At 61.4% G+C, this 23362-nt stretch carries 19 protein-coding genes; 9 read left to right on the top strand and 10 right to left on the bottom strand.

Annotated features, from left to right (window positions below; translation table 11 throughout):
• Positions 1-12: 12 nt before the first annotated feature.
• From P3T25_RS09290 to P3T25_RS09280, 3 genes are all read right to left on the bottom strand, one after another.
• Positions 13-258, bottom strand: a complete 246-nt coding sequence (locus P3T25_RS09290) for a hypothetical protein (protein ID WP_429357947.1) — start codon at positions 256-258, stop codon at positions 13-15.
• 576 nt (positions 259-834) lie between these two features.
• Positions 835-1173 carry a hypothetical protein gene (locus P3T25_RS09285; RefSeq protein WP_171927505.1) on the bottom strand — a complete coding sequence of 113 codons (339 nt, stop codon included), beginning with the start codon at positions 1171-1173 and terminating at the stop codon, positions 835-837.
• A gap of 194 nt (positions 1174-1367) precedes the next feature.
• Positions 1368-1580: a hypothetical protein gene (locus tag P3T25_RS09280; protein WP_429357946.1), complete on the bottom strand. Its 213-nt coding sequence runs from the start codon at positions 1578-1580 to the stop codon at positions 1368-1370.
• A gap of 25 nt (positions 1581-1605) precedes the next feature.
• On the opposite strand from P3T25_RS09280, the gene P3T25_RS09275 reads away from it, so the two are divergent.
• From P3T25_RS09275 to P3T25_RS09250, 6 genes are read left to right on the top strand one after another with little or no spacing between them, the layout of a single operon-like run.
• Complete coding sequence (locus P3T25_RS09275; RefSeq protein WP_097393818.1) at positions 1606-1899, top strand: hypothetical protein; 294 nt, start codon at positions 1606-1608, stop codon at positions 1897-1899.
• A gap of 50 nt (positions 1900-1949) precedes the next feature.
• Positions 1950-3518 (top strand): efflux transporter outer membrane subunit, encoded by a 1569-nt coding sequence (locus tag P3T25_RS09270; RefSeq protein ID WP_429357945.1) that lies wholly within the window; start codon positions 1950-1952, stop codon positions 3516-3518.
• 4 nt (positions 3519-3522) lie between these two features.
• Positions 3523-4689, top strand: a complete 1167-nt coding sequence (locus P3T25_RS09265) for an efflux RND transporter periplasmic adaptor subunit (RefSeq protein WP_429357944.1) — start codon at positions 3523-3525, stop codon at positions 4687-4689.
• Entirely contained in the window at positions 4686-7817 is a 3132-nt protein-coding gene (locus tag P3T25_RS09260) for an efflux RND transporter permease subunit (protein WP_429357943.1), read from the top strand. The genes P3T25_RS09265 and P3T25_RS09260 overlap by 4 nt, the downstream gene beginning before the upstream one ends.
• A 16-nt stretch (positions 7818-7833) precedes the next feature.
• On the top strand, positions 7834-8547 hold the full coding sequence (locus P3T25_RS09255; RefSeq protein ID WP_154559991.1) for a response regulator: 714 nt from the start codon (positions 7834-7836) through the stop codon (positions 8545-8547).
• On the top strand, positions 8544-9935 hold the full coding sequence (locus P3T25_RS09250) for an ATP-binding protein (protein WP_154559990.1): 1392 nt from the start codon (positions 8544-8546) through the stop codon (positions 9933-9935). Before P3T25_RS09255 ends, P3T25_RS09250 begins: the two co-directional genes overlap by 4 nt.
• Here the strand turns inward: P3T25_RS09250 and P3T25_RS09245 are convergent.
• Entirely contained in the window at positions 9880-10146 is a 267-nt protein-coding gene (locus P3T25_RS09245; protein ID WP_154559989.1) for a hypothetical protein, read from the bottom strand. The two genes, P3T25_RS09250 and P3T25_RS09245, sit on opposite strands and share 56 nt — an antisense overlap.
• 294 nt (positions 10147-10440) lie before the next feature.
• Positions 10441-11466, bottom strand: a complete 1026-nt coding sequence (locus tag P3T25_RS09240) for an SGNH/GDSL hydrolase family protein (protein WP_154559988.1) — start codon at positions 11464-11466, stop codon at positions 10441-10443.
• Positions 11467-12015: 549 nt separating this feature from the next.
• On the opposite strand from P3T25_RS09240, the gene P3T25_RS09235 reads away from it, so the two are divergent.
• Positions 12016-13572 (top strand): sensor domain-containing diguanylate cyclase, encoded by a 1557-nt coding sequence (locus tag P3T25_RS09235; protein ID WP_168435665.1) that lies wholly within the window; start codon positions 12016-12018, stop codon positions 13570-13572.
• Positions 13573-13939: 367 nt separating this feature from the next.
• Here P3T25_RS09235 and P3T25_RS09230 read toward each other — a convergent pair whose 3' ends face one another.
• Entirely contained in the window at positions 13940-14824 is an 885-nt protein-coding gene (locus tag P3T25_RS09230; protein ID WP_429357942.1) for a LysR family transcriptional regulator, read from the bottom strand.
• A gap of 199 nt (positions 14825-15023) precedes the next feature.
• Between P3T25_RS09230 and P3T25_RS09225 the strand changes: the two genes are divergently transcribed.
• On the top strand, positions 15024-15440 hold the full coding sequence (locus tag P3T25_RS09225; protein ID WP_154559985.1) for an ester cyclase: 417 nt from the start codon (positions 15024-15026) through the stop codon (positions 15438-15440).
• 87 nt (positions 15441-15527) lie between these two features.
• Here the strand turns inward: P3T25_RS09225 and P3T25_RS09220 are convergent, their stop codons facing one another.
• Positions 15528-16370 carry an SDR family oxidoreductase gene (locus P3T25_RS09220; RefSeq protein ID WP_154559984.1) on the bottom strand — a complete coding sequence of 281 codons (843 nt, stop codon included), beginning with the start codon at positions 16368-16370 and terminating at the stop codon, positions 15528-15530.
• Between the two features lie 203 nt (positions 16371-16573).
• On the opposite strand from P3T25_RS09220, the gene P3T25_RS09215 reads away from it, so the two are divergent.
• Positions 16574-17491, top strand: coding sequence for an AraC family transcriptional regulator (locus P3T25_RS09215; RefSeq protein ID WP_154559983.1), 918 nt, complete (start codon positions 16574-16576; stop codon positions 17489-17491).
• Between the two features lie 213 nt (positions 17492-17704).
• Here P3T25_RS09215 and P3T25_RS09210 read toward each other — a convergent pair whose 3' ends face one another.
• The 3 genes from P3T25_RS09210 to P3T25_RS09200 form a co-directional block, all read right to left on the bottom strand.
• Complete coding sequence (locus P3T25_RS09210; protein ID WP_429358045.1) at positions 17705-19135, bottom strand: IS1182 family transposase; 1431 nt, start codon at positions 19133-19135, stop codon at positions 17705-17707.
• A 104-nt stretch (positions 19136-19239) separates the two neighbouring features.
• Positions 19240-20160, bottom strand: coding sequence for a DUF72 domain-containing protein (locus P3T25_RS09205; protein WP_154566910.1), 921 nt, complete (start codon positions 20158-20160; stop codon positions 19240-19242).
• Between the two features lie 36 nt (positions 20161-20196).
• Entirely contained in the window at positions 20197-22881 is a 2685-nt protein-coding gene (locus P3T25_RS09200; RefSeq protein ID WP_154566911.1) for a hybrid sensor histidine kinase/response regulator, read from the bottom strand.
• Positions 22882-23362: the final 481 nt, after the last annotated feature.

The raw sequence follows: 23362 nt of genomic DNA, 5'->3' as shown, positions 1-23362 counted from the left end.
AAGGGCAACGCGTCATGACCGGGTGCCCGTCGCTCGCATGGGCCGCTCGGCTGCCGGCGTTTGCGCGGACTGCTCGAGTGAGCGCAGGGCGGCTTCGAGCCGCGCGAGGCGGGCGCGCTGTGTCGTCATCAGCAACGTTTTGGGAAACATGCCCAGCCGATTGCGCCAATACGACAGTGGAATGCGATCGTTGGTGGAAATCTTCCCGAAGACGAGTTCGAGATGGGCGATTTCTTTGTCTATGTCGTGATAGCTCATCTAACTAAAGTTCCAGAAGAGGAAGTGGACGGGCGATCAAGCGCGTGCGAGCCAGACGCCGGTAGCTGGACAGATAGGTCCGACTAATGGGCGCGCCTGACGGTGGTGAAGAGTGCAGCAAGCGCCGTACCACGCGTCCACGATGTCGAGCTAACATCGAGCTTTCGAACGCCATACATTTATATGATGTATCGGCGCCGCCCAGTCAGGCGGGCCTCTGGAGAAGACTGGTCTTCCACCTGTTTTAATCCACCCAATACGTCCCGGGACAGCCAAAAAGCGAGTCCATCTCACGTCTTTGCCGGTAAGAATTGTGTCGGAGAGCACAAGCGACCGATCGCCGGGAGTCCAGCGCGCCGACGTACTGGTTCAATGTGCGATCAGTGCGCGACTCAGCGCGCCGCGCAAGCGGAACAACCCGTTCTCGCGCGGCGCGCCGGCCATTCTTCAGCACAACGGGAATTCACCAGGCATTCTTGCGTACAGCATGTCCTATGCTGGTTCAACGGCGATTTATGTAATCAATACGTTGGATACAGTGCGGGGATGGTGTGTCGGGACTCGCATCCGGCACATTCAGCGCGGCACCACCATCACGGGTTGCGCGTAGGTGACGGCAGGGGCGGGCACGATTGCATAGTTGGTCGGCGCGGGAACCACGACCGTCGTGTACAAGGTGACGGGTTTCGGAGGCAACGGCACGGGCGTGCCGACCGCTACAGCAACGGGAATTGGAGCCGGCGGAGGCGCTACCACATAGACGGGCTTGACCGGCGCGTAGTAATAGACCGGGCGCGGCGGCGGCGCGTAGACCACGGCAGCCGGCATATAGACGACCACCCGGGCGAACGCCGTCGACGAACAGGCGAGACCGATGGCGGTGAAGGTAGAGGCGCAGACGAGACGAATACTCACTTGATACTCCTGAGACGTTGAGCGGTGCGGAGCGTCTTCCGGTGAAGAAGCCGTGCGACTGATTCGGATTGCTTGAGAACCCTTCCGAACCGTTGAGGCGCCGCGCTTGATGCACTTAAGGCACTTGCGGCACTGATAGCGCCGGCAGACGAAAGATACGCAAACCGCCCTGAAAACGGCAGCGCGAACTTATTTCATTCAATGTCGCGCGAAAGTGGACCATGAGATAAGCATGCAGGTGTATGAAGCGCATGCTGTGTTGCGACGACAGCGAGAACATCTGCTGCGCCGGCGCCGCGAAAAGCCATGACATAAGGCGACATGATTCTCAAATTGCCTTCCGGCGGCACATCCTCAAGAATTCGGCCTGTCATCGAACGGATCGCGGCGGTTTGCAGGCGACGCACGATGGCTCAATCCAAGGAGTCAGTCATGAAAAAGTTTCTCGCCGTCGTGCTGCTGTGCTGCGCATCCACCGTCACGTTCGCCCAAACGGCCGCACCGCAGGGCGGCAATCCTCAGCGCATGGAGCGCATGGCGCAGCAGTTGCAAACACGCTTTGCGAATGCCAACACCACGCACGACGGCAAGCTCACCCGGGAACAGGCCGCCGCGGGCATGCCGATGGTCGCCAAGCATTTCGATGAAATCGACACGCAGAAGGCGGGCTACATCACCTTGCCGCAGATCGCGGCATTCATGCAGGAACGCGGGGCAGCGCACTGAGCCGCGCGGGCATCGGCGGGATCGTAGGATATTTGACGCCTCAATGCGCGATGAAACCAGCCACGTCCTGCCGCCTGTCCATCGCCTGCGCGCTGATCGTATCGATGAGTGTGGCACTGACGGGTTGCGTGACGGTTGGCCCCGACTTCAAACAGCCGGACGTGACGCTCGAGAACCAGTGGCTCGAGAGCCTGGCCGGCGAGGCGCAGACTGCGCCCGGTGCTCAGGCGGCCTGGTGGACCGCATTCAACGATCCGGTGCTGAGCGCGCTGGAACAGCGTGCGTACGAGCGCAATCTGTCGCTGCAGGTGGCGGGTTTGCATATCTTCAAGGCGCGCGCGCAACTCGCGGTCAGCGCCGAGAATCTGCTGCCACAATCCGGCAGCGTGTCCGTTGGCGCGGACCATATCAACACAAGCGGCGTCGGTCCGATTCCGCCAACGCATCTGTGGGCCGAGCATCTGCGTGTGAACGTGGGTTGGGAAATCGATTTCTGGGGCAAGTATCGCCGGCAGATCGAATCGGATCGCGCGCAATTGCGCGTGTCCGAAGCCGCGTATGACAACGCGCTCGTGTCGCTGTTCGCCGATGTCGCCAATGCGTACATCGATCTGCGCGCGCTCGAACAACGTATCGCGGTCGCGCAGCAAAACCTGAAGGCGGTGCAGCAGAGTCTCACGCTGACCCAGGCGCGCTACAAACGTGGCGCGTCGAGCCAGCTCGACGTCGAACAGGCCGCTACGCTGGTGGCTGAAACCGAGGCGCAGATTCCGCCGCTCATCAAGGCACGCGCACAAGACCGCGACACGCTCGCCGTGCTGCTCGCCGATCCCCCCGACGCAGTCGATGCGCAACTCAAAGGCAGCAGCGCGATTCCGGTGCCGCCGACGCAGATCGATGTCGGTATTCCCGCCGATCTGCTGCGCCGCCGTCCCGACGTGCGCCAGGCCGCGCTCAACGCAGCGGCGCAATCGGCGCTGATCGGCGCGGCCAAGGCAAAGCTGTATCCGTCGCTGTCGTTGACGGGACTGTTCGGGCTTTCGTCGGGCGAACAGCATGGCATCGGATTGTCGCAGTGGGGTAGCAAGACGATCGGTCTCTTCTCCGCGGGCATCACGCTGCCGATCCTCGATCGCGGCCAGTTGAAGAACGCCGTACGGATTCAGGACGCCGCCTTCCAGGAGGCCGTGCTCGACTATCAGAACACGGTGCTGCAAGCGCAGAAAGAAGTGGAGGACGCGATTGCCGCACTGCGTACCTCGCTCGACGCGCTGGCGGCGTCGTCGCGTGCGTCCGATGCGTCGCAACGCGCTTTGAAGCTCGCCAATATCCAGTATCGCGCGGGATCGGTCACGTACGACACGGTGCTCGATGCGTCGCGTTCGATGTTGCGCGATGGCGATTCGCTCGCGCAGAACCAGGGGATCGCCGCGCTTGCGGCGGTGTCTTTGTATCGCGCGTTGGGTGGCGGCTGGGAAGTGGCAGAGGGGCAGCAGGTGGTGAGCGAACAGATCGCCGAACAGATGGCGCAGCGCACGGACTGGGGCCGCTTGCTGAACCCGCCGGCGAATTCCGCGCTGGCGCGCGCCAGTGGAGGCCAGCTCGAGAATGGGAAATAACAACATGGCAGAGACGAGCACGAGCGGGGTATGCGGTAACGTGGCCAACAGGAATGAGCCAAGCCGGCACTTGGGAGCGACGCTTTGCATCGTGCTGGCAGCGGCAATGGCGCTCGCCGCGTGCCACGACGGCAGCGCGCCTGCCGCACAATCGGCACAATCGGCGCAAGCCGTGCCCCTGCCGCAAGTCAGCGTGACACGACCAGTGCCGCGCGAGGTGCGCGAACAACTTGATCTGAGCGGCACCGTCGCGCCCTCGGCGACCGTCACGCTAATCGCGCGCGTGCAGGGCGTGCTGAAGGAAATTGGCTTTGCCGATGGCGCTTACGTCAAGCAAGGGCAGGTGCTGTTTCGCATCGAGCCGGATACGTATCGCGCGCAACTGACCTACGACCAGTCCGCGCTCGACAATGCCAACCAGGAACTGGTCCGGCAAAAGCAACTCACGTCGGATAACGCCACCTCCGAATCGACGCTGCAAAAAGCCCAGACCACACGCGACCAGGCGCTCGCCAAACGTGACATGTCGCGCATCAATCTCGCTTACACGGAAATACGCGCACCGTTTGCGGGCCGCATCGGTGCACGTGCATTCGACGTCGGCAATCTGGTGGGCGCTTCCGACTCCACCAAGCTCGCCACGTTGGACCGCATCCAGCCGGTGTACGTGAATTTCACACTCAACGAGCGCGACGCGAACCGCATCGGGCTTTTCACGCAGCCACCCCGCACGGTGCGCGTCAATGTGCTCGGCGCGGCCGCGGGGCAGGGGCAAGGGCAAGGTGAGGACGCCGCGCTCGAATTTGTCGACACACGCGTCGATCCGAATAGCGGGGCGGTCAAGCTGCGCGCCGATATCGCCAATCGGGACGCCCACATGATTCCCGGCATGTCGGTTGAAGTGCACATTCCGGCAGGCGCACCGCAAAACGTGCTGCTGGTGCCGGACACGGCATTGCTGCGCGATCAGGCGGGTGCGTCGGTGCTGCTCGTGAACGGCGCCGGCGTGATCGAAAAACGCGCGGTGGTCATTGGTGGCTTGTACGGCTCGCAGCGGGCGGTCACCTCGGGTCTCACGGCGAACGACCAGGTCGTGACCGGCGGTGCGCTGGCTGTCGCGCCCGGCGCCAAGGTGCAGGTGGTTGCCGCGGCGGCGCAGGGCCAGTCATGATCCGCTTCTTTGTCGAGCGCCCGGTCCTCGCCAATGTGATCGCGTTGATCGTAATGCTGCTCGGCGCTGTCGCGCTGATCAACCTGCCTATCGCGCAGTATCCGCCGATCACGCCGCCGACCGTGCAGGTTGTCGCACGCTTTCCGGGTGCGAGCGCTGCGACCGTGATCGACCGTGTGGCCTTACCGATCGAAACGCAGGTCAATGGCGTGGAAAACGCGCTGTACATGCAATCGACCAGCACCAATGACGGCACCTACACGCTCACGGTCACCTTCGCCGTCGGCACGGATGTCGATAAAGCGCAGGTGCTGGTGCAAAACCGCGTGTCGGCCGCCACCGCGCAATTGCCGCAAGCGGTGCAGCAGCAGGGCGTGACCGTGCGTAAACGCTCCACGGCGATCCTGCAGTTGTACACGCTGCAGTCGCCTGATCCGAAATACGATTCGCTGTTTCTGAGCAACTACGCGGTAATTTATCTGCGCGACACACTCGCGCGTTTGCCGGGTGTCGGCGACGTCACCGTGTTCGGCACGGGCCAATACAGCATGCGCGTGTGGCTCGATCCGCAGAAGCTGAGCGAGCGCGGTCTGACCGCCGCCGATGTGATGCAGGCGATCCAGAGCCAAAGCAAGGACGTGAGCGCCGGCCAACTCGGTTCGGAACCGAACGCGGGCGGCCAGGCGTTCCAGCTCACGGTGGCGATGCAGGGCGCGCTGTCCGATCCGCACGAGTTCGACGACGTCATCGTTAAAGTCGATCCCAACGACGGTGGCCACTTCGTGCGCATTCGCGATGTGGGTCACACTGAACTCGGTTCGTCGAGCTATGGGCAGTTCTTCAATCTCGACGGCAAACCGGCTGCAGGCATTGCCATCTATCAACTGCCCGAAGCCAACGCGCTGGAAGTCGGCAATGCCGTGAAAGCGACCATGGCGCGGCTGGCCAAAGATATGCCGAAGGGCGTCAGCTATCAATTGCCGTTCGATACGACGACCTTCGTGCGGCAGTCGGTGATCGACGTGTACAAGACGCTGTTCGAGGCCGCGCTGCTGGTGCTCGCAGTGATCCTGCTGTTCCTGCAGAACTGGCGCGCGATGCTGGTGCCTGCCACGACGATTCCGGTGACGATCATCGGCACGTTCGGCGCGATCTACATGCTCGGCTTTTCGATCAACCTGCTGACGCTGTTCGCGATCGTGCTGGCAATCGGCATCGTGGTGGACGACGCGATCGTGGTGGTGGAAGGGATTACGCAGCATATCGAGCAGGGCAAGACGCCGAAGCAGGCTGCCATCGACGCGATGCACGAGTTGCTCGGGCCGATCGTCGGCATCACGCTGGTGCTGATCTCGGTGTTCCTGCCATCGGCGTTTCTCGGCGGCGTCACGGGCCAGATGTACCGGCAGTTCGCGCTGGTTGTCGTCGCAACGACCATCATCAGCGCGATCAATGCGGTAACGCTCAAACCGGTGCAAAGCGTGCGCTGGCTGCGGCATGCGCGGCCCGGCAAGCCGAACATCGTGTATCGCGTGTTCGACAAGGGGTACGCCCGTGTCGAAAAGGGCTATGTGCGCATTGTTTCGTGGTTCGTGCAGCGTTGTGGCCTCGCGCTCGGCATCGCGCTGGTGCTCGGCGCGGCGTCTGCGTTTTTGCTGACGCGTGTGCCCACCAGCTTCATTCCGCTCGAAGATCAGGGCTATATCCTGATCGCCGCGCAACTGGCCGATGCCGCTTCGCTCGGCCGCACCCGCGAGGCGAGCACGCAGATCGAAAAGCGCATCGGCGCGATTCCTGGCGTGAGTCATGTGGTGTCGATCGGTGGCATCTCGCCGCTCGATAACAACGCATCGCTGCCGAATTCCGCGCTGATCTACGTCACGCTCGACGACTGGAGCAAGCGCGGCAAAGGCGAGGACCTGCGCTCGCTGTATTTGCGCATGAATAGCGAACTTGCGAAACTGCCCGACGTGCGCTCCGTGGTGATCGTGCCGCCGCCGATCCAGGGCCTCGGCAATAGCGGCGGCGTGCAGATGCAGGTGATGCTCACGGACGGTTCGCAGAACTATCGGCGTTTGCAGGATGCCACCGACGCGCTGATCGCCAGCGTTTCGAAGCGGCCCGAACTGCAGCGCGTGTTCAGCCCGTTTCGCGCGTCGGTGCCGACCGTCGAACTTACGCTCGATCGCGCCAAGGCCGAGTCGCTGCAGGTGCCGGTCGGCAATGTGTTCGACCTGCTGCAGGATTACGTCGGCTCGAGCTATGTGAACCAGTTCACGACGTTCAACCATACGTTCCCCGTGTTCGTGCAGGCCGACGGCGCGTTTCGCCGCGAAACCGACGACATCCGCCGTTTGCAGATTCGCAGCAACAGTGGTCATATGGTGGAGCTTGGCACGTTCATCGATGCGCATACGAGCGTCGGCCCGGCAGTGGCGACGCTGTATAACCTCGCGCCGGCAGCGGCCATCAACGGCAATCCGGCGAACGGCTATAGCACCGGCCAGGCGATTGCCGCGTTCGAGCAGGAAGCCGCGCGCGTGCTGCCCGCGGGTATCGGTTACGAATGGACCGCGATGTCGTATCAGGAGAAACTGGTCGGCAATTCGGCGTATTGGGTGTTTGCCGTGGGTGTGTTGCTGGTGTTCTGCGTGCTGGCCGCGCAATACGAAAGCTGGTTGCTGCCGGTGGCGGTGGTGCTCGCCGTGCCGCTGGCGTTGCTCGGTACAGCCGGCACGCTTGCCATCCTGGGGGCTGCCAACAACCTCTACACGCAGATCGGCCTCGTATTGCTGATCGCGCTGTCGGCGAAGAACGCGATTCTGATTGTCGAGTTCGCACGGCATCTGCGCGCGCAGGGCGTGAGCATCGCCGAGGCCGCGGTGGAAGCGGCGCGCTTGCGGTTCCGGCCGATCATGATGACCTCGTTCGCGTTTATTCTCGGCGTGGTGCCGCTCGTGATCGCCACCGGCGCGAGTGCGAGCGCGCGCCGTTCGCTTGGGATTGCGGTATTTTCGGGGATGCTCGCTTCAACGTGCATTGCCGTGCTGTTCATTCCGTCGTTCTACGTGCTGTTGCAGCGCCAGGCCGAACGGCACGCGGCGCGGCATGCACCGCCCGACGCTTAAACCGAGGAGCTTTCGTATGGATCGCCCCGCAAAAATCATCGTGCTCGACGACGAAGCCGAACTGCGCAATATGCTGCAGCGTTTTCTGCGCGGGCATGGCTTCGACGTCCGGATCGCGGAGGACGGCAAACGGCTCGACCGCTATCTGGAACGTGAGCCGTTCGATCTGCTAGTGCTCGATCTGATGATCGGCGAAGAGGACGGCCTCGCCATCTGCGCCCGTTTGCGCGAGCAAGGGCAGACGCTGCCGATCCTGATGCTGACCGCGAAGGGCGATCCGCTCGACAGGGTGCTCGGCCTCGAAACCGGCGCCGACGACTACCTCGCCAAACCCTTCCTGCCGCGTGAACTGGTCGCGCGGATCAATGCGCTGCTGCGCCGCCAGAAGATCGCCTCGGGCGATGTCACCGTGACCTCGCAGAGCGTGCGTTTCGGCGATTTCAGTCTCGATGTCGGCAAGCAGCAGTTGTCGCGTACCGGCGAACTGCTGGAGATTCATTCTGCGCAGATGCTGCTGCTGGTCGCGTTGGCCTCGTCGCCGAACCGGCCCGTGAGCCGTGACAATCTGCTGGCGCGCGCCCGTGGGCGTGATCACGATGCGCTCGATCGCAGCATCGACGTGCAGGTGCTGCGGCTCAGGCAGATTATCGAGGACGACCCGTCGAAGCCGCGCTTCATCAAGACCGTGTGGGGCGTCGGCTACATGCTGGTCGCGGACGTCGACTCATGACGCGCGCGTGGCTGCAGAGGGCGCTGCCGAAAACGCTGCTGGCGCGCAATATCCTCTTGCTGATCGTGCTGGTGATGCTGAGCCAGCTCTGCGCGCTTGCGGTGTTGCTGCACTATGTGCAGCGGCCCCGCGTTGAACGGGCGGCCACGGTGTTCGCCACTTACGTGACAACGCTCGATAGCCTGCTTCAAGCCACGCCGCCGGGCGCGCGCGCTCAATTGACGGCACGTCTCGACGCTCGCACGCAACTACCCGCCGATGCCGCCGTTGAACCGCCGCCCAGTCTGACGCGCGCTTATCGCACGTATCAGCGCAACGTGTTTCTCGACAGCTTGCGCGAGCATCTGCCTGCCGACATGCCCGCGCTCTGGCAGTCCGAAGGCGGTCAACGCTTGTGGATTCGCATGCATGCTCCGGCCGATGCGCCGCACACGCCGTACTGGATCGCGCTGCCGATTCCCGAGGACGCGCAAGGCAACGGACTCGACGCCGCGATTCTGCTATCGCTCGGTTTGGGCGCACTGGCGGCGCTGACCGGCTATGTGATCCAGCGCCACCTCAACCAGCCGCTCCAGGCGTTGACGCAGGCGGCGCGTCGCGTGAGTGCCGGTGAAACGCCCGCGCCGTTGTCGACCGACGGTCCTGTCGAGATCGCCACGGTAAGCAACGCTTTCAATCAGATGACGCATGCGTTGCAGCAGGCCGAGGCGACGCGCGCGCTGATGCTGGCGGGCATCTCGCACGACATCCGCACGCCGCTCACCAAACTGCGGCTCTCGATGGCCATGGCGATGCCCGACGGCAGCGACAGCAGCTTCGTGGTCGCCGCCGAGTCATACCTGGACCAGATCGAGACGATCTTGCAGCAGTTCATGGATTACGCCGGAAGTGGCGAGCGTGAAGCGCCGGAGCCCGGCGATCTCAATGCGTTGGTCGAGCGGCTTGCCGGCGATTTCGCCGGGCTGGGTCATGAGTTCGAGCTCACGCTCGCGGTTCTGCCCGCGATTCTCTACCGGCCGATCAGCATGATGCGGCTCCTGATGAACCTGATGCAGAACGCGATCGTCTATGGCGGCAGCGGACTCGCTGTGCGGAGTTGGGCTACAGGTGAAGCCGTGTATGTCGCGGTGGGCGATCGCGGCAAAGGTCTGTCGGCAGAGGAGCTGGAGCAACTGAAAGCGCCGTTTCAGCGTGGCCGCAATGCTCGCGCGCATAGCGGCGGCACCGGGCTGGGGCTGGCGATAGTCGAGCGGATCGCGCGGCTGCACGGCGGCAGCCTGCAGTTTCACGCGCGCGAGGGCGGCGGGCTGGAAGTGTGGGTGGTGTTGCCGCTCATTCCCGGTCCAGCCACGCATCCAGTCCCACCCGGAAGGCCACGCCCGCGATGACCGGCACGGTCAGCATGAGGATGATGCCGAAGTTGGGAATCTCGTCGCCGTAAGTGATCGGACCGTAGAGCACGACGGTCGCAACGATCGCGAAGACGATGACGCCGACGGCAACCATCAGAAGATTGCGCGCCACAATGGACAGATCCTTGCGCTTAGCCTTGCCCGGCGTGGTGCTGGTAGTGGGGACTTCGTCGTGTTGGGCGGGCATGATGGTTCTCGAGGCTGGAAGACCTGCCGCGCAAAACGCGGCTGGAAATGCAATTACAAAACCCTGCGGCGAAACGTGGCGATGAATCGAACGCCGACCGGCGTGCGATTGGCATCATACCAGGGGACGTTCGTGCCGCACACGAACGTCCCTAACACTAACGTATCACACGCCAGACGAAGCGCAAGTCGCCGGAATTCAGCGAGAAAGCCTGACGTCGGCGCGGCGTCGCCCTCGCGCCCCGTTACAGCGAACCTGACGATTCTGTCGGCGAGTCGTCATCGTCCTGAGGGCTCAGTGCCCAAGACCGCTGCTGGCGATCTGCTGCTCGACGAATTGGGCGAACAGCGCGTGCAGATGCGTCGTCGGATGAAGGTCGTCGGCGAACATGTATGTCTGATCGGCATTGGCCGTCACATAGGTTGCCGGCGAGCACAGCAATGCTGTGTCATCCGGCGTTTTCTTAGGGTCGCAGGCTTGGGCCGTGTTTGCCACGACGAAGCCATTAGCCTGAAAGTTCGCGATGATCTGATTCACCCATGTATAGGAATCGATCTGGATGACCTTGCCTTGCAGGCCATCGGCCTGCAAGGCAGCGTTCAGGTCCTGGTTGAAGAGTTGCGATAGCTGGGTCAGATTGACCCCGCCGTCGGCCGCGGCGAGGCCTTTGGGCGACAGGCCGACATTTGGAACATTGACCACCACCACATGCGTGGCGCCGTTCTGAACGATCTGCCCGACAAGCTGAGCGAGGGTGGTTGCCGCCGTTTGCACCGTCGGCGCCGCGGCCGGCAGCGAACCGGCGCGAAGCACGTCGTTCGCGCCGGCCCACATCAGGACCAGTTGACCGGAATTGAAACTCCCGTGCGTGGCCAGATAGCTCGAAACCTGCTGATTGACCGGCATTTCGACATTGCCGATCACGTCGGTAAGAAAGTCGTTCTGGTTTGCCGGCGTCGCCACTGTGGAGCCGCCCTCGGCATAGCCGAGACCGTTTTGCGCGTTCAACTTGTGAGTGATGTCGATCGTGAACGCGGCGCTTAGCGAGCCGCCGTAGTATTGCGCGACGTTCTGAGTCCACACCTGGCCCGGATTGGTCGTGAAACGCCCGCCACCCACCGCGCTCGCGAGCGGCGTATAGGTCCCGACGTCCGACAGGCTGTCGCCGAATGACACAACTTGCAGATTAACGCCGCCCGGTGGCGTGGCCGCGCTACTGCCGTTGCTCGAGCCTCCACCCCCGCCCCCGCCGCATGCTGTCAATAGCGACATCACCGTGGCAAGAATTACAGCACGTACCGTGTCATTGCTTCCCTGCATAGCGCCTCCCCACAGATTGAACGGGCGGTTGCCCTATGTGGCGGACGTATCGCCAGCCTGCATATCGTTCTCTCGACAGTACTTCTGGGTGAGCAAAAAGGATGCCTTATCGTCCTGATTGCACAATGTCGGCGGGGCATTGAGGCTGCGTCAGATCGGCGAAAGATAATTGACGATGCCCTGCGCTGGGCAACCGGTTAGGTGGCAGCTCGCTTGGCCGACTGCGTGCGAGGGTCTGGCCGTCAACGAGCAAATGGATTGCGCGGGCTAGCGCGCCGGCACGACGGCTGCGTCGCCCAGAAGGCCCATCAGCGTCCGCGCATTATGCTGCCCCTGATCTTCGAAGCAGCTGGTGCGTATACCGCGTGCTCACCTGTGTCTGGTGGCGAACTCGCGGCGCGGGGCACAAGACCTCCCGCAAGCGGGCGAACGTCAAGATGTGCGCCTGGATGCCGATATACTCGCTATGCGTTTGCGATTATGGCGACTTTCCCAGCGGAAAACGCCTCGCCGCCAAGTGCATCCAGGCTGTCCACGGAGAATAGTTTGATTTTGAATAGACCGTCCATCATCTGGCGCGCGATAACCTTCGTGGTGATCGTCTGCCTGTCTCTCGTTGTGCTTGATGGCTGGCGAAGCTGGAATGCACGGGCAGTCGAGCTGGGCGAAATGGACGTCGCCACCTCGAATCTCTCGCGGGCAATGGCTCAGCAGGCCGATGACACGTTTAAGGAAGCAGACACGGCGTTGCTGGGCATCGTTGAGCGCGTGCAGCACGACGGGCTCGGCCCGGCCGCTCTTAAACGACTGCACGACGTCCTGGTGATGCGCCGACAGGGGCTTCCCCAGCTTGACGGTCTATTTGTATTTGACAAAAACGGAATCTGGATCGTCAATTCCACATCGACGCCACTCAATCGATTCAATAACTCGGATCGCGAATATTTCGTCTTCCATCGAGACAACGCTGATCCTGGTCCACACATTGGCGTCCCAGTAGTAAGCCGATCGAGTGGAAAGTGGGTTATTCCCGTTTCAAGGAGAATCAATAAACCGGACGGCAGTTTCGGCGGCGTTGTGTTGGCAACCGTCGATATTGATTTTTTCAAAGCCTTCTACAATAGCCTTCAGATTGGCAACGCGGGAGCCGTTGCGCTCGTCCTGAATAGCGGTGTGATGCTGATTCGTCGACCGTTCGATGAAAAAGTGATCGGCAAAAACATGCGGGGAACCGAGCTGTACCGCTATTACACAACGCAGGGTCCGGCCGGAACGGCGATCATCAAGTCGGCGCAGGACGGCGTCACGCGGCTGAACAGTTATCGTAGCCTCCCGAACTATCCGGTCTTTGTAGCAGCTGCGTTGTCCAAGGATGAGATTTTGCATGAGTGGTGGCGCGACACGATCTTGCATTCCGCTGGCGTGCTTTGCCTTGTCGTTGTGGTGGGCCTGTTCGGCTGGCATCTGATCCGGCAGATCGAATTGCGAACGACTGCCGAGGCGGAACTGACAAAGACGCACGCCTCCCTTGAAAAGCTCAATCAGACCCTTGAACGACTTGCAATGCAGGACGGCCTGACGGGGCTCGCAAATCGCCGCCAATTCGATGTCGCATTGCATAACGAATTCAGTCGTGCCACGCGTCACGCGAGTGCTCTCGCACTGATCATGCTGGATGTCGATTGCTTCAAGCAATACAACGACATTTACGGGCATGCAGCGGGCGACGAATGCCTGCGAACGATTAGCGGTCTCATCAGGGACCTGACAGCCGGACGTCCGGGAGACCTTGCCGCCCGCTATGGTGGAGAGGAGATTGCAGTGCTTCTTCCGAACACCGATGTAGCTCGTGCTGTAGCAATCGCGGACAATATTCGTAGCGCTATCCGTAGTCTGGAAATTGAACATTCGGGCAACCCAACTGGCTTCGTCACGATAAGCGCAGGTGTTGACGCCCGGATCCCGATTCGAGGCGCGGGCGAGCCTACGGAGCTGATACTGGCTGCCGACAAGGCTTTGTATGAGGCAAAGAACATGGGGCGAAATCGAGTACTTGCCGCCAAGGGTAACTTTCCATCATCCACTACTGCTTCACATCGTAACTGAGCGCCCCAACCCGTTGCGTCTCGCGAAGGCCGCGTGCAATATCGGATTTAGGATTCTCCGAACTACCGGCGGCGGCAATCGCGGCGATATGGCTATCCCATGTGGGACGAATAGTCCTCCGTGCACCGCTCCCCGGCGCTTGATGTATTGATGTCACAAAGTGCCCGGCGCTCATTGGGTTCGCTCGCCCACGAACCCGGAAGTTCAGCGCCGTCGGGATGGTGTTGGATTTCCCCTGGTGCCGAACTTCCGTAGCCGACCCATCCGAGACCTTCAGTTTTCCCGGAAGCGGTCATTGCCACCAGCGCCCGCTCGACAGGGTGTGGCGCCGATGGCATTTGGACAACGCTGAGGAACTATCACTTCGCTAAGCTCCGAAGTGCTCCCGCGCAAAATCCAGAAAGCTCCTCAACTTGGGCGTCACGCGGCGATCACGCGCATATAGAACATGTAATGGCCGCGAAGGCGCCTGATAGTCCGGAAGCACCACAACCAGACTGCCCCGATCGAGTTCGCCCTTCACCAGTTCCACGGGTTGAAGCATGACCCCGACGCCCGCCACGGCGGCCGCCAGCAGCACCTCACCATGGTCTCCCATGAACCGCCCCGAGACCTGCACAGCGACGCGGCCTTCAGGGCCATCAAACGTCCACTCCGATCGTAGTTCCGTATGCGTAAAGCCAAGACACTCATGGTGCTCGAGATCAGCGGGAACTGTTATGCGCGGGTTTGCAGCAAGATACGACGGCGCGGCGCAGAGCACTAACTGGTATGGAGCCAGTGGCTGAGCAATCAGGCCGCTATCCCCCAGTTCGCCAATCCTGAACACGGCGTCATAACCCTCGTCAATCAGATCGACGGCTCGATTCGACAGAGTCACGTCAACTGCGACCTGCGGAAACGCCTTAAGGTACTCCGGCAATTTTGGCGCCAAGGTGTGTATGCCGAAGCTCACAGGCGCATTTACCTTCAGACGGCCAGTCGGCATTGAACGGGTCTCGGCTACGAGGTTTTCGGCCGCCTCGACCTCCGCGAGGATGATCTTGGCGCGTTCGTAATAAGCCCGGCCGATATCTGTCGGGCTTTGCCTACGGGTCGTTCTGTTCAGCAGACGCACGCCGGGACTCTGTTCCAGCACCTGGACGTGTTTTCCGACCAGTTGTGGCGACATCTGAAGCGCATCCCCAGCCGCCGAGAACGAACCCAGCTCGACTGCTTTCGTGAAAACGCTCATACCCGTGAGGCGATCCATTCGAAACGTCCTGTTGTGAATGTCCAAAGATATCACGCATTTATCTCAATGGATTTGCAGTCTAGACTTGTTGCAGTTGTCGTAAGCGGGCTGAACCCGGCACGTACGCGACCTACCGCAACCTGCTCCGCCTCTCGTTTGGCGGCGCACGCAGACGACGCCGTTGCGGGCGACCACACTCACTCACAAGGTTCAAATCATGTCCGCCGAATCGAACAAACTGTTGATGTCCCGCTTTGTTGAATTCATCAATACAGCTAACGAAGTGCTTGCCGAAGAGCTTGTTGATGCCAATGCAATCTTCCATGCCCCCGTCAGCCCTGATCCTTTCATCGGGCCGCACGGATACATGGAAATCCTCGGCATGATGCGTTCTGGTTTCCCTGACATTCAATGGACGCTCGAAGAAATGATCGCGGAAAACGACACGGTTGCCGCACGTTTCATCATGCGCGGTACTCACCAAGCCACCTTCTTTGGCGTGCCTGCGAGCGGAAAGAAGATTCAGGTTCAGGCCGTGAACTTCTATCGCTTTTCCAACGGAAAAATTGTCGAAGAGCGCGCGCAACCTGACCTGTTGGCCCTCTTGCAGCAAATCGGTGCGATTCCTGCCTGAGCGGAAGATAGTCGCGCCCGCCGCTCGCCCCCTGGTCGGATGCACCAAAGACTAGGGTGCCGAACCCTTGTCCGGCGAGGCCCGTCTTTATTCTGTGTCGTGTGAAAGGGATGAAGACAGCTCGCGGTGGGCATTCGCCTGAGCGAGCAAGGTGTTCGCCTTGGATTCAAAAGCTTCAACTGCATCCGCGCCGGCGGCGAAGCGAGCGGGCGGCTCTTCCTGTGCCGTCAACTCCACTAGCGCGGCGGCAAGTTTGGCCGGATCGCCACCTTGCTTGCCGTTCATGCCCTTCCACGCAGTCACGGTCTCCCGAGTGCGCGACGCATAGTCATCAATGGAGAGTTCGGCGTAGGTAGTTGAGTCTGCGCTGAGGAGATCTGTTCGAAAAAAACCTGGTTCCACCAGCATGGTGCGAATGCCAAAGGGAGCAATTTCCTGGGCAAGCGACTCCATCCATCCTTCGACGCCAAACTTTGCAGCGGCATATGCACTGCAAAAGACGCCAGCAGTAATGCCAGCCGTCGATGAGATTGTGACTAACAGGCCAGAGTGCTGCTTGCGCATCACCGGCAATACGGCCCGGGCAACATTCATCGGGCCGAACAGAAGCGTTTCGAGCTGGCTACGCACCTGGGCGGGGCTAAGCTCCTCGAAGAAGCCCCCATAGAAGTTCCCCGCGTTGTTGACCAGCACGTCAATGCGACCAAACCTCTGGACGGTAGTTTCGACGGCGGCCTCGGCATCGGCGGGGCTGGTCACGTCGAGCTGGGTGACTAGAAGATTATCGTGATCGCCGATGGCGCTCCTGACCTTTTCGGGATTGCGCCCAGTCGCCACAACATCGTGGCCGGCCGCCAGTGCTGCCTTGGCGATATCCACGCCCATGCCGCGGCCGGCGCCGGTAATCAGCCACACTTTCTTGCTATTCATACGCTGGTCCTTTGTGTTCTTGATGCCCCAAAATTCGAGCATCGGATATGAATTAACTGGCTTCAGTGTCGCGCGATTGGCACCAGGGAGGTTGCCGAAAGCGCCGAACTTCTTGCCTAAACTGACGAGGCGCGCTTAAAGCCACGCGAATGGTCTTCTACCGGAGTAAAGTGTTTCCATCGTCTTGGCGTTAGAGATTGCGCATGAAATACCGGGTTTCCGAGCCAATGAGTACGACTACCGCACGCACGCACGGCCTCGCGCGAGCCATCGCCCGCTTTGCCCAGTCTGACGGCGACTACACCACAGCCATACCAGCCCTTTCCCTTCACCGCCGGAAGGGGCCAACCGAGCCGTTGCACTGCATCTTTAGCCTCGGGCTGGGCGTCGTTGCGCAGGGCCATAAGCAGGCGTTGGTAGGAAAACAGGTGGTGAACTACGGCCCCGGCCAGTCGATGCTGGCAAGCATCGACCTGCCTGTGATCTCGCACGTCACGCGCGCGAGTATTGAGGAACCGATGCTGGGCCTGATGCTGACACTGGACAGCCGTGACATCGTGAGGACATCTGCGGAGATGCAGCTGCCGGCTCCGCCTCGAACGCCAGCTTTCACGCCCATCACGATCGAAACTCTTGACGATGCCCTGATCGGCGTGCTGATTCGGCTGATCGAATTGCTGGACCAACAGGCATTGGCTCCGCAATTAGCGCCGCTCTATCAGCAGGAAATTATTGTGCGGCTTCTCGCTGGCCCCCACAGTCCGCAGTTACAGCACCTTGCAGCCAACGGATCGCCGAGCCAACAAATCGCCAGGGCCGTGACATGGCTCAAGCAGAATTTCTCGAAGGGACTCCACGTGGATGACCTGGCCGCGCACGCGCACATGAGTCCTTCGACGTTCCGTCAGCATTTCCGCAACATCACCGGAACAAGTCCTCTGCAATACCAGAAACAGTTGCGCCTGCAGGAAGCGCGGCAGTTGATGCTCAACCTTGGCATCGACGCGGGTAGTGCCGCGATCCAGGTCGGCTACGAGAGCGCCTCGCAGTTCAGTCGCGAGTACAGCCGTCTGTTCGGCGCGCCTCCGCAGCAAGACGTGAGGCGACTGCGGCTGTCGTGATGCGCACGTTCACGACCGGCAGGAAGCGATTGTTGACGATCCAGGTCACGGGGTCGAACGGCTGTTTGTGGCCCAGAGTGTGTCAAAACGCGCAGCCGGCGGAAATTTGAGGACACGCTGGCTCGTTGGCAGATTGGGGCGAGTCGATTGCGGCACGACAAACGTCAATTCAGTGCCGAATGTATTGCGGGGACGGTGAGTCGCATACGGGTTTCACACCCGCATCGCTTTCATAACCGTTTCTGAACCGAGAAGCTTGATAACCCGCTTCATGTTGTAGGCGAGCACGTGCAAGCTCATCTCGGTGCTCACCCGCTCGATAGTGCGAGTTAGGAAATGAGTTGCGCCCATCCAGGCCTTGATCGTGCCGAAGGGATGCTCGACTGTCTGTCGTCGAATGCGCATCATGTCCGGGGCAAGATCAAGCCGGACCTGCATATCTTCGAGCAATCCTTCGTGCTCCCGGCGCGTTACCCGACGTTCGCTACTTGGAGTGCATTTGTCTTTCAAAGAGCACTGTTGGCACTCCGAACTCCAGTAGCGATCAAACTCCAGACCACGTTCGGTTGTCTTGTAGCGCCATATGAGGCGCTCGCCTGCCGGGCATCGATACTCGTTTGTCTCAGCGTCGTAAATAAAATCGTCTTTGCCGAAGCGCCCGTCGAAGGTCGCGCCCGAAGTCTTCGTCTTGGGAACAAACACCGTGATTCCGGCCTCGTGGCATGCGAGTATTTCCTCGCTCTTGTAATAGCCTCGGTCGGCAACTGCCGTGAGTTCATCGACACCCATTTCGCTACGCGCCAGCTTGGCCATCGAGGTGAGTTGGTCACGATCAATGCCGTTGTTGGTGATCTCGTGCGCGACAATCAGATGGTGCTTTGCATCGACCGCTACCTGGACGTTGTAGCCGACGACGCCTGTCCCCCGCGTCTTCATCGAACGCGAGTCTGGGTCCGTGAGCGACACTTGCTTGTCTGGTGCCGCATCGAGTTGAACTTCGACTTGCTTGAGGATTTGCATCTGCTCCTTGAGAGCTGCAATCTTGTCTTGCAGCCGTTCTGTCTTCGCCTTCGCGATCGTAGGTTCCTGGCGATCGGCAGTGTCCATTTCCACAAGATAGCGGCTGATGCTTGCCTCGATGTCCCGCATCCGTCGTTCTAGTTTTGCGCTCGTGAAGTTACGGTCGCGATGATTCACCGCCTTGAACTTGCTGCCGTCGATCGCAACGAGCGCGTCTGCGAAGAGGTCCAGACGTTGGCATAGCATCACGAACTGACGACAGACACTGCGGATCGCTTTGCCGTTGTCTTTGCGGAACCGCGCAATGGTCTTGAAGTCCGGCGCCAGGCGGCCCGTGAGCCACATCAGTTCAACGTTGCGCTGGGCCTCACGTTCAAGACGACGGCTAGATTGAATACGGTTCAGGTAACCGTAAATGTAGATCTTGAGCATCACCTCCGGATGGTACGAAGGCCGACCCGTTAGCGCTGGCTCAACACCTTCAAACCCGAGCTTCTGAAGATCGAGCTCATCTACAAAAATATCGACTACGCGCACGGGATTGGTGTCCGTCACGTAGTCGTCAAGTGCTTCGGGGAGGAGAAAGCTTTGTGTACGATTGTCACCTTGAACGAACCGCTTCATCTTGCTCATCCTCCGCTATCGGATGAACAATTCTAGCGTTTCAAAAAGGCGTTTTGACACACTCTGGGCCGGTTGCTGCCTTTGCAGCCGGCCATCGAAACGTTTCATGGCGGGTTCGCCTCCGCCCCCAGAATGCTCATTAGCGTCCGCGCGTTGCGCTGCCCCTGGTCCTCGAAGCAGTTGTTGAAGATGACGTGGGTGCGGCCCGCCCGGGTCGCGATTGCGCGGATCGAGGGGGCCAGTCCGGTCAGCTCGTCGTCGCTGTAATCGTAGTCGAAGCGATCGGCCGCGCTCGCCGCACCCGTTGCGCTCCATGCCTGCGTATTGCGGCCGTGCAGACGCACCATCGCGAGTTGAGGATGGGTTGCTTCCCAGATGGTGTGCACGCGGTTCGTCACATCCGGCGGTGCGTCGACGATCACGTGAACGAGGCTGCGCTCGCGCAGAAAGTCGAACGTCCATGGCGCGTGCTGATCGTCGAACCAGGACTGATTGCGAAACTCGGCGGCCATCATGTAGCCCGCCATGCGCGCCCGGCATTCTTCCACGAGCGCGAGACCGTCCGGCGCCCGCGTGATCCACGGCGCGAACTGGAACAGCACCGCGCCGAGCCGGCCGGTCACGCGCAACGGCTCCAGTGCTTCCAGATAGCGCCGCCACAGTTCGTCGAGGATCTCGGCGGGTATGTCACGGTAATAAACGTTTTTCTTGCGCGGACCCGTGATGCCTTCCGGCAGCGCCATTGCAATGTCTCTCGGCAGGACGTCGGGCGAAGTCTGATGCCCGGTAAAAAGCCGAAACGCCTTGAAGTTGAACGTGAAGCCTTCCGGCGTGCGTTCGGTCCACAACTGCGCGTTGCTTGCCGACGGCATCGCGTAGTAGGCCGAATCGACTTCGACCAGTGGAAACTGCGATGCGTAAAAGCGCAGCCGGGCTTCAGCGCTGCTGCTGCCGGGCGGGTAAAACCGCTTGCAGGCGATCAGCGTTTTGTCGGTCCAGCCAGCGGTGCCGCAGCGGATGTCCATTGGCGGAGTCGTGTTGGTTGCCGGGTGTAGGCGAGCCTAGGAAGCCGCCTCCGTGTGATCGAGCCACTCCGCGAGTTCACGCCGCAACTGCGAGATATCGAGCGGCTTGCCGAGCTGCCGTGCGCCCGGGATGGTGTCGCCGATCTCGGCGTTCTCTCCATAACCTGACACCAGCAACACGCGGATGTCAGGCTGCCGGCTCAACACCGCGCGCGCCAGGTTGTCGCCGGACATGCCGGGCAAGGTCAGGTCCGTGAATAGGACGTCGAAACGTTGCGCGGGCACGAGCGGCAGCGCTTCTTCGGCGCTCCCGACCGCGGTGCAGTCGAGACCCAGCGCACCGAGCAGATCGCAGAGGGCGTCGCGCGAATCGGCGTCGTCTTCGACCAGCAGCACGCGGGCCGGCGTGCCGGGCGGGTGCGACGACGGACTTGCCAGGCAATCCGCCAGCGAATTCGCCGGGGCGTGCGCGAGCGATTTTTCACCCGAAGGGGCCGGCGCGTGCAGGCTTTCGCGCGGGTTGGACGCTTCGGCTGCACTGGCCGGATCGTAGACCGTGCGCGGTACGCAGGGGGAAATCTGCCCGTCACTCACGCTGGCGACGCCGGCGCCGCGCAGCACGCTGCGCACCTTGCGCGCGAGGTCGTCGCGCCGGTAAGGCTTGGACAGCAGCGTGATGCCGGCGTCGAGCTTGCCGTGATGGACGATCTCGTCGCGCGTATAGCCCGAGGTGAAGAGCGTCGGCACCGTGGGCGAGCGTGCCGCCGCACGCTGCGCCAGTTCCACGCTTTTCACCTGGCCGGGCATCACGACATCGGTAAACAGCAGATCGATTGGCACGTCGCTGTCGATGAATTCGAGCGCCGCGTCGCCACTCGATGCAGTGAGGACTTTATAGCCGAGTTGCGCGAGCATTTCGACGGCGGTCAGACGCACATCCGCATCGTCTTCGACCACCAGAATCGTTTCGCCGCCGCCCACCGGCGCCGAGGTCTGATCGACGGTTTCGACGGTTTCCGGCTCGCAGCAGCGCGGGAAAAACAGCGAGACGGTCGTGCCGTGCCCCACTTTACTGTCGATCACCGTATGGCCGCCGCTTTGCCTGACGAAGCCGAACACCATGCTTAAGCCCAGGCCGGTGCCGTGGCCGTCGGGCTTGGTCGTGAAGAACGGTTCGAACACGCGCTCCAGGATTTCGGGCTTCATGCCGGTGCCCGTGTCGTTTACTGAGAACACTACGTACTCGCCTGGCGAGAGTTCCGGCTTGCCGCGGCAAAACGCATGGTCCAGCACGCGGTTTGTCGCGCGAACGGTGAGCGTGCCGTCGGCTTGCATCGCGTCGCGTGCATTGATCGCGAGATTGAGCAGGGCGTTTTCGAGTTGATTGCGATCGGCCTGCACATTCCACAGGTCGTCGCTCAACACCGTTTCGATCTTCACGGTCTCGCCGAGCGCTCGGTGCAGCATCTCGCTCATGCCGGCGAGCAGGCGGCACGGATTCAGCACGGTAGGCGAGAGCGGCTGACGGCGCGCGAAGGCGAGCAGATGCGCGGCCAGTTTTGCGCCGCGTTTGACGGCATCCGTTGCGGCGGACAAACGCCGCAGCGTGGTCGGACTCTCGCCGGCGTCGGCCGCGAGCATCTGCAGATTGCCGTTGATCACTTGCAGCACATTGTTGAAGTCGTGCGCGACCCCGCCTGTGAGGCTGCCGATCGCTTCCATCTTCTGGGCCTGGCGCAACTGTTCTTCGGCGAGCGCCCGTGCGGCGACTTCATCGGCGACGCGTTGTTCGAGCGTTTCGGTCAACTGGCGCAGCGATTGTTCGGCGATCTTGCGTTCGTGGATGTCGATCAGCACGCCGGGAAAGCGCGTCGGCTCCCCCTGTTCGTCGAACTCGCACTGGCCGTTTGCCTGCACCCACATGTAATCGCCATCGGGGCGGCGAATCCGGTATTCGGCGCGAAACGGCTGGCCGGTGCGCATCGCTTCGACCGTCAGGCGGTCGTTGAGCGGCTGGTCGTCAGGATGGATCACTTGTGTCGCGGCATTGCGTTCAAGCCCTTTCGCGGCCTCTTCCAACGGAAACGAAAAGGTGCGCGCGAAACGTTCGTCACCGGTGAGGGTGCCGGTGCGCGCATCGAGCACCCATGTACCGAGCACCGCGCCGGTATTGAGCGCGAGTTGCAGCCGTTCGTTGGTTTCGCGCAGTTCAGCCTCGGCATGTTGCCGCCAGCGTTCGGTCAGGACGCGCGTGGTGGTTTCGACGACCATCGCGAGGACGCCCGCGGGTGCGCCGCTGTCGTCGGCGACCGGGCTGTAGTAGAGGTCCATCCAGACGTCTTCGGGCTTGCCGTCGCGCAGCAGGACCAGTTCCTTGTCGCGATACGACAGGGTGCCGCCGGCAAGACATGTCGTCATCACATGACGGTTGAAATCGGCGACCTCCGGCCAGCCGTGTTCGACTGGACAGCCGAGCAGATACGGATGCCGTCCGCCCGCGAATATCGCGTAGGCGTCGTTGTAGATCATGTAGCCGGGTTTGCCCCATAGAAGTACCAGGGGCACGGGTGAGGCGAGCAGCATCTGGACGGTGGCGGTCAGACTGCGCTGCCAGTTTTCTATCGCGCCGAGGTCGGTGGCGGCCCAGTCGAATTCGCTGATGCGTCGCGCCATTTCCCCGTTCCAGCCGGGGCAGCCATGGTCTTGTGCCGGAAATGGCATAGCTGCGCTCCACAGAGGTCACGTCAATGAGTGTGTCCCCACTCTGCCGGCGCGCCTGGGGCGCGTGAATGTTCAGCAGGAGGCGGGATGAATCTTCTGCCGTGCACAGCGGGCGCGAAGCGGCCACGCGGCAGGAATAATTGTAGGTCACAACGGTTGGGTGGGGACCCTCTCTAGAGGGCTTTGCGGGTTTAGCCGAACCGATGTATGCGGAGGGGTTGGGAACTTTTACCTGGCTTGTGCAGGCGGGGTGTTGAAGAGCGGAAAGAAGGGCGCCTTTTTGTCTGTCTTTTGGTTTGTGTTTTTTTAATGGGGGGCCTGTTCTTGAGCTGGTTGCCTGCGCGGCGCTTGCTGTCTGTGTGCCTGGGGTGTTGGCCTTTCCTTGAATTGTTAGTGGTCTATTAGCGTTGCCCCTGTGCGGGGCGGCACTGTAGTGGTTCAATGACTGTGGACACCTCTAAAGGGGATAATTCTCCAACTG

The organism is Paraburkholderia sp. GAS32 (assembly GCF_050434225.1).
In the GTDB taxonomy this organism is placed as follows: domain Bacteria; phylum Pseudomonadota; class Gammaproteobacteria; order Burkholderiales; family Burkholderiaceae; genus Paraburkholderia; species Paraburkholderia madseniana.
This window is presented reverse-complemented; position numbering and strand designations above follow the sequence as displayed.